Origin of the sequence: Pseudomonas sp. Marseille-Q0931 (assembly GCF_940789645.1) — a bacterium.
Taxonomy (GTDB): domain Bacteria; phylum Pseudomonadota; class Gammaproteobacteria; order Pseudomonadales; family Pseudomonadaceae; genus Aquipseudomonas.
In genome coordinates, this window is record NZ_CALNWT010000005.1 from 69,151 (window position 1) to 83,599 (window position 14,449).

Here is a 14,449-nt window from a genome sequence, read left to right on the forward strand (position 1 = left end):
TAGAGCAGCTTTCTGAGCCCGATTTCAACGCAGCATGGCCGACGCGCAGCAAACCTGGCACAGGCTCTGAGGAGTAGTAGAAATTGACCACCATGGAACGACCAGGGCCAGCCAGTGATCCACGGCTCAGTCACGACGATCCGCTGTTGGATGGTTTGTTGATTCTTTGTCGGCTGCATGGCTGCAGCGCCAGTCGCGGCAGCCTGAGCGCCGGCCTGCCGTTGCCGGCGCAGCGCCTGAGCCCTGACTTGCTGGCTCGCGCCGCAGCTAGGGCCGGGCTGCAGGGCCGCCTGCTACAGCGCGATCTCGCCAGCATTTCGCCGCTCAACCTGCCGGTGCTGCTGCTGCTCAAGGACGGCCGCAGCGCCGTGCTGCGCCAATGGGGGCCGAAGCAGCAGGCGCAGATTCTGCCCTGCGAGACCGATGGCGGCGAACAGTGGGTCAGCCGCGAACAACTGGCCGCCGCGTACAGCGGCCAGGCCTTCTTCGCACGTCCGCGGCATGAGCTGGAAGAAGCCCGTACACCGCTGGTGCCGCGCATCGAGGCCTGGTTCCGCGACACCCTCAAGCTGTCGCGCTGGCTCTACACCGATGCGGTGCTGGCCAGCCTGCTGATCAACCTGCTGGGCCTGATGGTGCCGCTGTTCGTGATGCAGACCTACGACCGCGTCGTACCCAACCAGGCCACCTCGACGCTCTGGGTACTGGCCATCGGTCTTTTTATCGGCACCGGCTTCGAACTGCTGCTCAAGGTGCTGCGGGCGCATCTGCTGGATACCGCCGGCAAGAAGACCGATGTGGTGCTTTCGGCTACCCTGTTCGAGCGCATCACCGGCATGTCAATGAAGGCACGGCCGGCAACCATCGGCGGCTTTGCCCAGAGCATCCACGACTTCCAGGGGCTGCGCGATTTCCTCACTGCGGTCACCCTGACCAGCCTGATCGACCTGCCCTTCTCCCTGCTGATGCTGCTGGTGATCGGCCTGATCGGCGGACCGCTGGTGGTCATTCCGGTGCTGGCCTTCCCCATCACCATCCTTTTCGCCTGGATCATCCAGGTGCGCCTGCGCGACACCGTGCAGAAGAGCCTGCAACTCGGCGCACAACGTCAGGCGCTGCTGATCGAAACGCTCGGCGGGCTGGAGATGCTCAAGGTCTGCGGTGCCGAGAGCGAACGCCAGCATCAGTGGGAACAGACCCATGGCGCCCTCACTCGCCTGGACGGCCATGCCAAGTTCCTTGCCTCGCTGGCCACCAACGGCACCCTGTTCCTCCAGCAGTTCGCCGGCATGGCCACCATCGTTTCCGGGGTGTACCTGATCATCGCCGGCAACCTCAGCGTCGGTGCGCTGGTGGCCTGCTACATGCTCGGCAGCCGAATTCTCGCGCCGCTGGGACAGATCGCAGGACTGATCACCCGCTACCAACAGGCACGCCTGACCATGACCAGTACCGACGCGCTGATGGCCCTGCCCCAGGAGCGCCAGGACAAGCAGCGCCCGCTGGACCGCACCCAGCTCAAGGGGACGCTGGAGGTGCGCCAGATCAGCTTCACCTACCCTGGCCAGAGCGCGCCGGCGCTGAGCAACGTTAGCCTGCGCATGGCGGCTGGCGAGCGCCTCGGCATCATCGGCCGCAGCGGCTCGGGCAAGAGCACCCTGGCCCGCCTGCTGATGGCCTTCTACAGCGCCGATGAAGGCCAGATCCTGCTGGACAATCTCGACCTGCGTCAGCTCGATGTGGCCGACCTGCGCCACCAGATCGGCTACGTTGCCCACGATCTGCCGCTGCTGGCCGGCAGCCTGCGCGACAACCTGACCCTGGGCGCGCGTTACATCAGCGATGCGCGCATGCTCGAAGTCGCCGAACTGACCGGCGTGGTCGACTTGGCGCGACAGCATCCGCAGGGCTTCGACCGTCCGGTGGGCGAACGCGGCCAGCTGCTCTCCGGCGGTCAGCGCCAGGCCGTGCTGCTGGCCCGCGCACTGTTGCTCGACCCGCCGATTCTGGTGCTCGACGAGCCCACCAGCGCCATGGACAACACCAGCGAAGACCAACTGCGTCAACGACTGCAAAACTGGGTGCAGGGCAAGACCCTGATTCTCATCACCCACCGCGCCTCCATGCTCAGCCTGGTCGACCGCCTGGCCGTTCTCGACAACGGCCGCATCGTTGCCGACGGGCCGAAGGAAGCCGTCATCGAAGCCTTGCGCAAGGGCCGTGTTGGCCCGGCCAGCCTCTAGGAGCGCCCTGCCATGCAAGCCACACAGAGCCTCGGCAGTTACCTTGATGGCCTGCGCGAGAAACGCCAGGACACCGAGTTCATGCCGGAAGTGGAAGGCGCCATTCTCGAGGATTCGCCCTGGTTGAGCCGCGTCACGGTATGGGCAGTCAGCGCCTGTCTGCTGACCGCAATGGCCTGGGCCCACTTCGCCGTGCTGGAGGAAGTCACCACCGGCGAGGGCAAGGCCATTCCCTCGAGCAAAATTCAGGTGATCCAGAACCTGGAAGGCGGCATCGTCAGCGAAATCTTCGTTCGCGAAGGCCAGGTAGTGGACAAGGGCGACACTCTGCTGCGCCTGGATGACACACGTTTTCTGTCCAATCGTGGCGAAACCGAAGCCGATCGCCTGGCGCTGATGGCTCGTCTGGAGAGGCTAGGCGCCGAAGCCGAAGGGCGCGAACCCAGCCTGCCGGAAGAGGTCCTCCAGGGCGCACCGCAACTGGCCGAGGATGAACTGGCCCTGTACCGCTCACGGCAGCAACGCCTGCAAAGCGAACAACGCACCCTCGGCGAGCAGTTGCGCCAGAAGGAGCAGGAGCTCGCCGAATTTCGCTCCAAGGCCCAGCAGTATCGTTCCAGCCTGGGCCTGCTGCAGCAGGAGCTGAACATGTCGCAACCGCTGGTGGCCTCGGGCGCGATTTCCCAAGTCGAAGTGCTGCGCCTGCGCCGCAGCCTGGTGGAGGTGCGTGGCTCGCTGGAAGCCACCAACCTGGCCATCCCTCGCGCTGAAGCAGCGATGAGCGAGATCAAGAGCAAGATGGACGAGTCCGAGCTGAGCTTCCGCTCCGATGCTTTCAAGGAACTCAACGAGGTGCGCACCGAACTGCAGAAGATCACCGCGACCCGTGTTGCCATCGAAGACAAAGTGACCCGCACCACCGTGACGTCACCCGTGCGCGGGGTGATCAAGCAGCTCAAGGTCAACACCATCGGCGGCGTGGTGCAGCCGGGCAGCGACATGGTCGAGATTGTGCCGCTGGACGACAGCCTGCTGATCGAAGCCAAGGTACGCCCGCAGGACGTGGCGTTCCTGCACCCCGGGCAGAAGGCGATGGTCAAGTTCACCGCCTACGACTACACCATCTATGGCGGGCTCAAGGCCAACCTGGAACTGATCAGCGCCGACACCATCACCGATGAGGAAGGCAACAGCTTTTACCTGATTCAGGTGCGCACGGACAAAAGCCACCTGGGCAGCGAGGAGAACCCCCTGCTGATCATCCCCGGCATGGTCGCCACCGTGGACATCATCACTGGCGAGAAGAGCGTGCTGTCGTACTTGCTCAAGCCGGTGCTCAAGGCCCGCTCGGAGGCCATGCGCGAGCGCTGAATACATGCCGTGCACTCTGCGTAGCCCAGATGAAATCCGGGATTGATCGTCGAGACGTAGAACCTCCCCGGATTGCATCCGGGCTACGCGGCATCGCCGGATGCGCCATATGTCACGAGCCCGAACCCTAGCATTCATCAAAAGCTGGTGCGCCGTGCGCACTGCATCAGCGCTGGTGATTGCGGATGAAGACCTCTTTTCCCATCGCCGCGATCTGCCCCTCGATCAACGCATCGAAGGGTCTGAGCAATGCAGCGAAACCCTGAGGCGCCTCGAGCGTATCCAATGCCGCGGCAATCGCTTCGATGGTCGACAGCGCACCCTCCTGCGGCGCCTTGCGCAGCCGATAGCGTGACGGAGCGACGGTGCCCAGGCTAACGCGCGGCAATGCCGCTAACAGCGGGTTGAGGTGCAGCAGCTTGCGCGCCTTGCGCCAGGTGCCATCGGGCACCACCAGCAGCAAGGGTTTCTCGTCAGGCGCATAAGCGCTCAGAGCGACAGCCTCTTCACCGGGAAACAGCAGGCAGGCCCGATAGTCAGGCCGAGCGAGCAATTGCGGCAGATCATCGAATACCTCGCCGACGCGCAGCTCGGCATTGCGCAACCCCAACGCCGCCAGGCGCGCAGTATTCAGCGCATGGCCGACCTCGCTCGGGTGCTGCAGGATGAGCACATGAGTACGGCTATCGAGATCGGGAATCAGCGGGCAGAGACAACGGCTGAGGGGGCGCTGACAACGGCAACAGGTCGGACGAGGCATGCGCCGCAGTTTGCCAGAATACCCCCGCGCTCACGTAGCCCGGATGCAATCCGGGAATGACTCGAAATTTCCGGACGCACCCGCGTTGCGCGGTCAGCGATTGAAGCGCTCAGCCAGGCTGTGCAGATAATCGGCCATCTCTTCCAGCTCTCGGCTGATGGCCACGCCCTGATGCGCCTGACCGGCGCTGTGATCGGAAAGCTGGGCGATGCGGGTGATCTGCCGGCTGATATCCTCGGCCACGTGACTCTGTTCTTCGGACGCGGCCGCCATCTGCTGGCTCATGCCGGTGATGCGCGTCACCGCCGAACTGATACCCTCCAGCGCATCGCGCACCGACTCCACGCTTTGCACACTGCCGCGGGAAATTTCCTCGCCCCTACCCGCGGTCACCACCGCACGCTCGGCCCCGGCACGCAGGTCGGAAATGATCTGGTGAATCTGCTCGGTGGACTGGCGCGTGCGCGAGGCCAGCGAACGCACCTCATCGGCCACCACCGCGAAGCCACGGCCCTGCTCGCCTGCCCGCGCCGCCTCGATGGCGGCATTGAGCGCCAGCAGATTGGTCTGCTCGGCGATCGATGTAATCACATCGGCCACGCTGCCGATGGACTGGGTGGAGTTGGCCAGCTCGTTGACCGCCTGGCCAATGTCGTTGACGGCCTTGGCCATCTGCCGCATTGAGTCGAGACTGCCGACCGCCAGGTCGCGCCCGTCACGCGCCAGGCGATCGGCTTCCTCGGCAGCATGCGAGGTGTTCTGTACGTTGTGCGCGACCTCCTGAATGGTCGCGGCCATCTGGTTGATGGCCGTTGCCGACTGGTCGGTCTCGGCACGTTGCTGGTCGAGAAGCTCGGAGCTCGAACGCGACAGCTCGGCGGATTGCGATGCGCGTTTCTTGACGCCCTCCCCGGCGTCTTCCAATCGCGTCAGCGCCGTCTGCAAACGCGCTTCCTCGCTGATCATCGCCATATCCAGCAGCGCCTGGGCGCCGCGATTGTCGCTGTACGTCAACGCCACCAGACCGCTGGTGAAGGCTTTCGGATGTTCGGCGAGGGTTCGTCGAATGAGCTGCCGCTTGCTATGAAGCTGGTAGGAGCCCAGAGCGAACAAGGTCAGAATTATGAAGGCCATCAGTGGCCAGCCCGAGATCACCCAGTGCGCCGCGACGATCAGTAATGACGCGACAATCAGCGGCCATGACCGTACCAGGTCGTAAGTCCAGTACTCGAGCTTCGGCACTGGCGGTTTGCCCGCACGCAAGCGCGCATAAAGCGCTTCTGCACGCCGTTTCTGGGCCTCTGTCGGTAATGAACGCACCGACTCGTATCCGGCAATTCGGCCGTTCTCATAGATCGGCGTGACGTACGCGCTGACCCAGTAGAAGTCGCCATTCTTCGAGCGATTCTTGACGATCCCCATCCAGGGCTTGCCCTGCTTGATCGTCTCCCACATGTGGCCAAACACCGCCGGCGGCATGTCCGGATGTCGCACGAGGTTATGCGGCTGGCCGATCAACTCCTCACGCGTGAAGCCGCTGATCTCGACGAATGCATCGTTGCAGTAGGTGATCTTGCTGTTGAGGTCGGTGGTGGAAATCAGGCGGTCTTCCGCGGGGAAGGTTCTTTCCCGCTGAGTCACGGGCAGGTTCTGGCGCATCGAGGCTTCCCTGTTCGCATTAGAGTTGAGACAGACGTATGAATAAGTACTAGCACAGCCTAATAAGCGCGCCAGGGTTAGGCTGTACGCCTTTCGGAGAAGAAGGCGACCCTGTTTCAGTTCTGATTCAGCTGCGTCTTGAGCAAATCTCGGAACGTCTGGATCATAGGTTCACGCGAGCGGCCACGACGCAGGATCAGGGAGAACGGTGCCTGGTAGCCGAACGTCGTGGGCAGCAGTACCTTGAGGCGCTGTTGCTCGGCCCACGGGTGCGCGTAGTGCTCTGGCAAGTAACCGATATAAGCGCCGGAGAGCACCAGAATCAGTTGCGCCTCCATCGACTCCACGGTGGCCGCACTGTGCTTGAAACCATGACGAGCAAGCTCCGCCTGGCTCCAGTAGCCGCGACCGACCATACGTTGCTGGGTGATCACTTCTGCGGGGATACGGCGCTGCTCGAACAATGAATGCCGCTCGCTGCAGTAGAGCCAGTGCTGCTCGCGGTAAAGCGGCTGATAGACCAGGCCGGTCATTCGCGTGGAAAAAGCGCCGATGGCCAGATCCAGACGGTTGTCCAGTACAGCCAGCTGAAGTTCGTATGGGCTCATTACCGACAGATGCAGATGCACGCCGGGGTGTTCCTGACTATACGCACCGATCACGTCAGCCAGCGGCAGTGCCGGATCGCTGACGGTCGAGTCCAGCACACCCAGGTTGAGCGTGCCTCGCAGCTCGCCTTTGAGCGCCGCGGAGTAGCGTTCGAAATCCTCCAGCTCGCTCAGCAGGCGCAGGGTTTCCTGGTGGAAGAGTTCGCCCTTGCTGGTCAGGCTGAAGCCGCCACGGCCGCGATGGCAAAGCACGATGCCGAGCTGGCTTTCCAGCTGACTCATGTAGGTGCTGATGGCTGAAGTGGACAGGTTCAGCTCCTGCTGCGCAGCGGCAAAGCCCTGGTGGCGCACCACACAGGCAAAGACACGAAGCAGTTTGAGATCGGGTAGCGAAGAGGAATGAGTCAGCATGCTGAGCAGTCTAGAGTTATGACGGATTGGTTGCAGCCAGGTCAGAACACGCACGAGAGAGAAACTCGCTGGCAGGAAGCGGCCGGCCAATCAGGTAACCCTGGAGATAATCGACCTTCTGGTCGGCCAGGTAACGAAGCTGCTGTTCATCCTCCACCCCTTCGGCGATCACCTCCAGTTGCAGCTTGGCACACAGCTCGATCACGCTATCTAGAATGTGCAACGACAGCGCATCCTTGCCGATCATGGCAACGAAACTCTGGTCGATCTTCAGATAGTCCACCTTGAGCTTGTGCAAGTAACTCAGGCTGGAGTGACCAGTGCCGAAGTCGTCCAGGGCGATCTTCACGCCCATCTCGTGCAAGTCGGCGAACAACTGATCGGTGAAGGCGTCCGGCTCCAGCAGTTCGCGCTCGGTCAATTCCAGCGTCAGCACCACCTGACCCGGTACGAAGGCTTGCAGAAAGCTCCGGCAGTCCTCGACCAGTTCACGGCTACGGCAATGTACGGCTGCGATGTTGATGCCGATGTGAAACCCGCCGCCGAGTCGATCTGCCACCGGCGCCAGCAACTCGGCCGTCTGCCGCATCAGCTCTCGGGTCATGGGCACAATCAGGCCGGAGCTTTCTGCCAACGGAATGAACAGATCCGGGCGCACCAGCCCCTCGCGCGGGTGCTGCCAGCGCATCAACACCTCGGCGCCTGTCCACTGCTGCGAACCGCTGCGCACCAGCGGCTGGAAATAGGGAATGAACTCCCCGGCCTGCAGCGCACGGCGCAGTTCGATGCTGGGCGAGCTGGAGCGCGCCAGCAACCAGTGGCTGCCAACGCCGGCCAGCGCGCCCAGCAGCCCCAGCAACACGAACAACACCGGATATTGCGCGCCCATGTAGCGCAGCCGCGCGCCTCCGGGAAACGCCGCACGCACCTGATAGGGATAGCGCGCAGAAACCAGCGTGACCTGAGCCAAGGGGTATTCGGGCAGGCGCCCCGCTCGCACCAGCCCGCTGCGCGGCATCCACTGCTCACCCACCAGCAATTGCATGAAGGCCCCGCGATCCACCGACTGCAACACGTTGGCCAGGTAACGTCCGTCTATCGCCACCAGCGCGCCGCGCTCGCCCACGACGTCGCGATAAACCAGCAATGAATGATTCGGGGTGACCGGGTTGCCCGCCAGCAACCGCAGCCGACCGGCTACGTAGGTGGCGGAGTCGATCTGCTCCTCGAATGCGCCGAACAGCGATGAGCAGTACAGCCGTCCGTTATCCGTCAGGTTGACCGAGCGCACGAAGGGCACGGTGGCAACCTGTTCGCGTAGCACCAGTTCGACCTCTTCGCAGGGTCTGCCAACCTGCGGCAATACTTCGCTGGCGGCCAAGCCAGCATTGTCGAGCATCAGGTCGATCTGGCGCACGGCGTCGGCGGCGCTGGTGCGGCTGATATCACGCAGCACGATTCCGGCCTGCACGTACAGAAATATCAGGCCGAGCACGATCGGCAGCATTCCTACCGTGAGAGATGCGCACAGCCTAAGGCGGAGACGATTGGCGCGGTAAGCGGTTAGCGGCATCCGGGCTTCCTCGCCGTAAGTTCAGTATCAGACGCAACATACCCACACGCCGCCGTACTGAGGCTAACAGTTACCGGCGGCGCTTCGGAGCTGAGGTCGATCAGTCTAGTATCGAACAGTTAGTTTAGAAATCTCTGAACTAAGTTTTTGCCTGAATCGATTTTTCCTGATGAACAGCTGCCCAAGAATCCGCGGCAACGATTCCTACAAACACAACAACCGTGAGGCCCTCCCATGGACAACGCTTTTCATCAGCCCCTGGGCGGCAACGAAATGCCCCGCTTCGGCGGCATCGCCACCATGATGCGCCTGCCCCATATCCAGACTCCCGAGGAAAAACGCCAGCTCGATGCTGCCTTCGTCGGCGTGCCGCTGGACATCGGCACCTCGCTGCGCTCCGGCACCCGCTTCGGCCCGCGCGAGATTCGCGCCCAGTCGGTGATGATCCGCCCGTACAACATGGCCACCGGCGCCGCCCCCTTCGACTCGCTGAACGTGGCCGATATCGGCGACGTGGCGATCAACACCTTCAACCTGCTCGACGCCGTGCGCATCATCGAAGAGGCCTACGACGAGATCGTCGAACTCGATATCAAGCCGCTGACCCTGGGCGGCGACCACACCATCACCCTGCCAATCCTGCGCGCGCTGCATAAGAAGTACGGCAAGATCGGCCTGGTGCACGTCGATGCCCACGCCGATGTGAACGACCACATGTTCGGCGAGAAGATTGCCCACGGCACCACCTTCCGACGCGCCCAGGAAGAAGGCCTGCTCGACAGCCAGCGCGTGGTGCAGATCGGCCTGCGCGCTCAGGGCTACACCGCCGAGGACTTTAACTGGAGCCGCAAGCAGGGCTTTCGCGTGGTGCAGGCCGAGGAATGCTGGCACCAGTCGCTGGCGCCGCTGATGGCCGAAGTGCGCGAGAAGGTCGGCGGCGGCCCGGTGTACCTGTCCTTCGATATCGACGGCATCGACCCGGCCTGGGCGCCCGGCACCGGCACCCCGGAAATCGGCGGCCTGACCACCATCCAGGCCATGGAGATCATCCGCGGTTGCCAGGGCCTGGACCTGATCGGCGGCGACCTGGTGGAGGTCTCGCCGCCCTACGACACCACGGGCAACACCTCGCTGCTCGGTGCCAACCTGCTCTACGAAATGCTCTGCGTGCTGCCGGGGGTTCAGCGCCGCTGACCCACGGCTTTTTATACCCGCACGGGTGTCCATAGCGGCACCCGGCACGTTCATACAACAAGAATTAGGGTGCCCTGATGAATCGAGAAGACGCTGCTCCAACGCTGGACAAGCAGCCGCCAGCCAACGACCTTGCCGCACAGCCCTATAGCCTGCGCCAGCTTTTGATCTTCCTGATCCCCTCGCTGCTCGGCGTACTGCTGTTTCTGACTCCCATCGTCTATGAAGAGAAGGTAACCATCGGCCTCGGCGTGATGGCCGATGCGCTCAAGGCCGCCGTCAACGACCATCTGCCGGCTATCGCCACCGCACTGCTGATCCTCTCGGCCGTGCTGGGCGTCCTCGGCAGCCTGCTCAAGCCGCGCTGGCTGAGCGAGCGCCAACCGCTGCACGACCTGTTCGTGCTGCACCCGCTGTGGCTGGGCCTGCGTGTGCTCGGCGCGCTGTTCGCCGCCATGACCTTCTGGCAGTTCGGCCCGGAATGGATCTGGAGCGCCAACACTGGCGGCGTGGTGCTGAAAGACCTGGCGCCGGTACTGATCACCTTCTTCCTGGTTGCCGGCCTGATCCTGCCGCTGCTTACCGACTACGGTCTGATGGAGTTCATCGGCACCATCGTGCGTAATGTGTTTCGCAAGATATTCGGTTTGCCGGGCCGCTCGGCCATCGACGCCATCGCCTCGTGGCTCGGCTCCGGCACCGTCGGCGTGCTGATCACCGCCCAGCAGTACCAGAAGGGTTTTTATAGCGCGCGGGAAGCCGCGGTGATCGCCACCAACTTCTCCATCGCCTCGATCGCCTTCAGCCTGCTGATCACCAGTTTCATGAAGCTCGATCACCTGTTCGTGCCCTTCTACCTGACCGTGGTGGTCGCTGGCCTCGCCGCCGCCATCATCACCCCGCGCATCCCGCCGCTGTCGTGGAAAAAGGACGAATACGTCGCCGGCGTCGGCAAGCAGATCCAGGAAGACGTGCCGGCCGGCACCTCGCTGCTGCGCTGGGGCCTGACCCAGGCGGTCCAGCGCGCCAACGCCACCCCCTCGCCGGCGCAGATGGTGAAGATCGGCGTGCACAACGTGGTCGACATCTGGCTGGGTCTGCTGCCACTGGTGATGGCCATCGGCACCGTGTCCCTGGCGATTGCCGAATTCACGCCAGTCTTCAACTGGCTGTCCTACCCCTTCGTGCCCCTGCTCGAGCTGCTGCAGTTGCCGGAAGCGGCCAAGGCGGCGCCGGCCATGCTGGTGGGTTTTGCCGACATGTTCCTGCCGGCGGTACTGGGCAAGGGCATCGAAAGCGAGCTGACGCGCTTCGTGGTCGCCTGTGTGTCGCTGACCCAGCTGATCTACATGTCCGAAGTCGGCGTGCTGATCCTCAAGGCCAAGCTGCCGCTGAACCTGCTGGAGCTGTTCGTCATATTCACCATCCGCACCCTGATCACCCTGCCGATCATCGCGCTGATGGCGCATTGGATCGTTGGCTGATGCCAGGAGGAATGACCATGACCACCTGCGGCGAATTTCTCGTCAGGCAACTCGAAGCCTGGGACGTCGACACCGTGTTCGGCATTCCCGGCGTGCACACCGTCGAGCTCTACCGCGGCCTGCCCGCCAGCGGCATCCGCCATATCACGCCGCGCCACGAGCAGGGCGCCGGCTTCATGGCCGACGGCTATGCCCGCGTCTGTGGCAAGCCGGGGGTGTGCTTCATCATCACCGGCCCAGGGATGACCAATATCCTCACCGCCATGGGCCAGGCCTATGCCGACTCGATCCCGATGCTGGTGATCTCCAGCGTCAACGAGCGGGCGCGCCTGGGCCTGGGCAAGGGCTATCTGCACGAGCTGCCCAACCAGCGTGCAATGACCGCGGGCGTCACCGCCTTCAGCCATACCCTGATGAGCGTCGAGGAGCTGCCCGCCGTGCTGGCCCGCGCCTTCGCCGTGTTCGAGGGCGAGCGGCCGCGGCCGGTGCATATCGAGTTGCCGCTCGACATCATCACCGCCGACGCCACGCATATGGCCGTGGCGCCGCGACCGACCGTGCGCCGCCCGGCACCGAATCGCACGCTGATCCGCGAAGCCGCTGGCCTGCTCAAGCAGGCCGAACGCCCCCTGCTGCTACTCGGTGGTGGTTGCGTCGCCGCCGAAGCCGAAGCGCGGGCCCTGGCCGCCGCGCTGGATGCGCCGACCGCGCTGACCATCAACGCCAAGGGTCTGCTGCCGCCAGGCCACCCACTGCTGCTGGGCAGCAACCAGTCGCTGCGCCCGGTGCGCGACCTGGCGCTGGAGGCCGATGTGGTGCTGGCCATCGGCACCGAGCTGGGCGAGACCGACTATGACGTGGTGTTCGACGGCGACTTCCGCCTGCCCGGCCGGCTGATCCGCATCGACATCGATGCCCAACAGCTGCAGCGCAACTTCACCCCGCATCTGGCGATCCAGGGCGATGCTCGCGTAGCCATGCGCATGCTGCTGGCCGAGTGCAACCCCGGCGAACCCCATGCGGACAGCCCCGGCGCACGGCGCACCGCCGCCGTGCAGGCGCGGCTCGATGAGGATTTCAGCGGCTGGGCGCATTACCGCCAGCTGTTCGGCTGCATCCTGGATGCCCTACCCGATGCCCGCTTCGTCGGCGACTCGACGCAGACCGTGTACAGCGGCAATCACCTGGTAGAACTGGACGGCGCGCGGCGCTGGTTCAACGCCTCCACCGGCTACGGCACCCTCGGCTACGGCCTGCCGGCTGCCATCGGCGCCAAGCTGGCCGAGCCGCAGCGCCCGGTGATCAGCCTGATGGGCGACGGCGGCATCCAGTTCACCCTGCCCGAGCTGGCCAGCGCCGTGGAAGCGCGGGTCGGCATCATCGTGCTGCTGTGGAACAACGCCGGCTACGGCGAGATCAAGCGCTACATGCAGCGCCGCGACATCGAGCCGATCGGCGTCGACATCTACACGCCAGATCTGCTGGCTATCGCCCGTGGCTTTGGCTGCGCGGCCGAACGTGCGCGTGACCATGCGCATCTGACCGAACTGCTACGCGGCGCGCCGCATGATCGTCCCTTGATTATCGAAGTACAGGAGGCCGCACCCTTTCATCCCTGACAACATTGATCGCGGCTAAAGCCCCTCCCACGGAAATCGAGGTGCCCCTGTGGGAGGGGCTTTAGCCGCGACATCCCCGCCTCGGATTGCATCCGGGCGACGGGCATAACCACAAGATTCAGCTGTACCACTGACTGCCGTTCTACCAAGACCAATAATCAAGTATCGGGGAGTCGTTCCATGTTCAAGAATCTCAGCCAGCATTTCGGCCAGGATGGCCTGGCCCCAACCGACAAGGCTCATCGCAGCCTCGGTCTCGGTGGCACCATCGCCCTGTGGTTGGGCGCCAACGTGGTGGTCACCACCATCCTCACCGGCATGCTGCTAGTGCCAGATCTGAAATTCACCCAGGCCATGCTTATCGTGCTGATCGGTTCGGGTATCGGCATTCTGCCGCTGGTGCTGGTCGGCCTGATGGGCCAGCGTTCGGGCCTGACCACCATGGTGCTGGCGCGCGGCAGCTACGGCTCGCGCGGCGCCAAGCTACCCTCGCTGGTCAACCTGTTGACCCTGCTGGCCTGGAGCTGGATCCAGGCGCTGCTGGCCGGCATGAGCCTCAACTATGCGGTGGAGCACCTGACCGGCTACTCCAACCTGCCGCTGTTCACCATCCTCTGCGAGACCCTGGTGCTGCTGATCGCCCTGCGCGGCCATCTGGGCATCGAGCGGGTCGAACGCTGGGCCGCCATCGGCATGCTCCTGCTGGCCGGCGCGGTGTTCTACGTGATGGGGCAGAAGTTCGAGTTCGCCAGCCTCCTGGCCATGCCAACCGAACCGCGTAACGAGATCACCCCCGGTATCGCCTTCGATATCGTCATCGCCACCGCGTTCTCCTGGATTCCGTTGGCCGCCGACTACAACCGTAACTGCCGTAGCCAGGGTGTGGCGGCGGTCGGCACCTGGGTCGGCTATGTCGCGGCGACTCTGCTGGCCATGGGCCTGGGCGCCACCGTGTCGGGCTTCTCGGTACTGACCGGCGTGGAGCAGACCTACGACCCGGCCGTGCTGTTGGCTGGTTTCGGCTTCGGCTTGCCGGCGGCCATCGTGGTCTTCCTCTCGGTGATGACCACCAACGTCATGTGCGTTTATAGCGCCTCGCTGTCGTACCTCAACATCAGCCCGAAAACACCGTTCTGGAAGCCGGCGCTGGCCATCGGCGTAATGTCGATCCTCGGCTCGCAGATCCCCGGCATCCTCGACAACTTCCAGAGTTTCCTGCTGGTGATCGGCAGCGTGTTCATCCCCGCGTTCGCCGTGTTGATCGCCGACTACTTCCTGATCCACAGGGGTGACTACGCAGTGGAAGAGCTGCTCAGCGAAGACGGCGGTCGCTATCGTTACCTGAACGGCTTCAACCCGGCCGCCTTCATCGCATATGGCCTGGGCGCAGTACTTGCGTACTACTGGGGCTGGGTCTCGCCGCTTGCCTGGGGCGCTTCGCTGCCGGTGTTCCTGATCACCGCCGCCAGCTACGCCGTGCTGCGCCGCTGGGTGCTGGTGCCACGGGCCCAGCTGGCGTAGCGTGAT

General features: G+C 63.8%; 10 protein-coding genes. 6 read left to right on the forward strand and 4 right to left on the reverse strand.

Annotated features, from left to right (window positions below):
* The first annotated feature begins 92 nt into the window (after nt 1-92).
* Both P3C50_RS11735 and P3C50_RS11740 read left to right on the forward strand, forming a co-directional pair.
* Complete coding sequence (locus P3C50_RS11735; RefSeq protein ID WP_275546140.1) at nt 93-2,243, forward strand: type I secretion system permease/ATPase; 2,151 nt, start codon at nt 93-95, stop codon at nt 2,241-2,243.
* Between the two features lie 12 nt (nt 2,244-2,255).
* Nucleotides 2,256-3,614, forward strand: a complete 1,359-nt coding sequence (locus P3C50_RS11740) for an HlyD family type I secretion periplasmic adaptor subunit (protein WP_275546141.1) — start codon at nt 2,256-2,258, stop codon at nt 3,612-3,614.
* Nucleotides 3,615-3,780: 166 nt separating this feature from the next.
* Here P3C50_RS11740 and P3C50_RS11745 read toward each other — a convergent pair whose 3' ends face one another.
* The 4 genes from P3C50_RS11745 to P3C50_RS11760 form a co-directional block, all read right to left on the reverse strand.
* Nucleotides 3,781-4,374 carry a tRNA-uridine aminocarboxypropyltransferase gene (locus P3C50_RS11745; RefSeq protein ID WP_275546142.1) on the reverse strand — a complete coding sequence of 198 codons (594 nt, stop codon included), beginning with the start codon at nt 4,372-4,374 and terminating at the stop codon, nt 3,781-3,783.
* A gap of 93 nt (nt 4,375-4,467) precedes the next feature.
* A complete protein-coding gene (locus P3C50_RS11750) occupies nt 4,468-6,033 on the reverse strand; it encodes a PAS domain-containing methyl-accepting chemotaxis protein (RefSeq protein WP_275546143.1) in 1,566 nt (521 codons plus the stop codon).
* Between the two features lie 116 nt (nt 6,034-6,149).
* Nucleotides 6,150-7,052, reverse strand: a complete 903-nt coding sequence (locus P3C50_RS11755) for a LysR family transcriptional regulator (RefSeq protein ID WP_275546144.1) — start codon at nt 7,050-7,052, stop codon at nt 6,150-6,152.
* A 16-nt stretch (nt 7,053-7,068) separates the two neighbouring features.
* On the reverse strand, nt 7,069-8,625 hold the full coding sequence (locus tag P3C50_RS11760) for an EAL domain-containing protein (protein ID WP_275546145.1): 1,557 nt from the start codon (nt 8,623-8,625) through the stop codon (nt 7,069-7,071).
* A gap of 234 nt (nt 8,626-8,859) precedes the next feature.
* On the opposite strand from P3C50_RS11760, the gene speB reads away from it, so the two are divergent.
* The 4 genes from speB to P3C50_RS11780 all read left to right on the forward strand — a co-directional run bounded on the left by speB (nt 8,860) and on the right by P3C50_RS11780 (nt 14,443).
* Nucleotides 8,860-9,819 carry an agmatinase gene (speB, locus tag P3C50_RS11765; RefSeq protein ID WP_197856628.1) on the forward strand — a complete coding sequence of 320 codons (960 nt, stop codon included), beginning with the start codon at nt 8,860-8,862 and terminating at the stop codon, nt 9,817-9,819.
* A 77-nt stretch (nt 9,820-9,896) separates the two neighbouring features.
* Nucleotides 9,897-11,303, forward strand: coding sequence for a YjiH family protein (locus tag P3C50_RS11770; protein WP_275546146.1), 1,407 nt, complete (start codon nt 9,897-9,899; stop codon nt 11,301-11,303).
* Between the two features lie 17 nt (nt 11,304-11,320).
* The gene (locus P3C50_RS11775) at nt 11,321-12,922 is read left to right on the forward strand and encodes a 5-guanidino-2-oxopentanoate decarboxylase (protein WP_275546147.1); all 1,602 of its coding nucleotides are present in this window, start codon (nt 11,321-11,323) and stop codon (nt 12,920-12,922) included.
* A 180-nt stretch (nt 12,923-13,102) separates the two neighbouring features.
* Complete coding sequence (locus P3C50_RS11780) at nt 13,103-14,443, forward strand: purine-cytosine permease family protein (protein ID WP_275546148.1); 1,341 nt, start codon at nt 13,103-13,105, stop codon at nt 14,441-14,443.
* Nucleotides 14,444-14,449 lie beyond the last annotated feature (6 nt).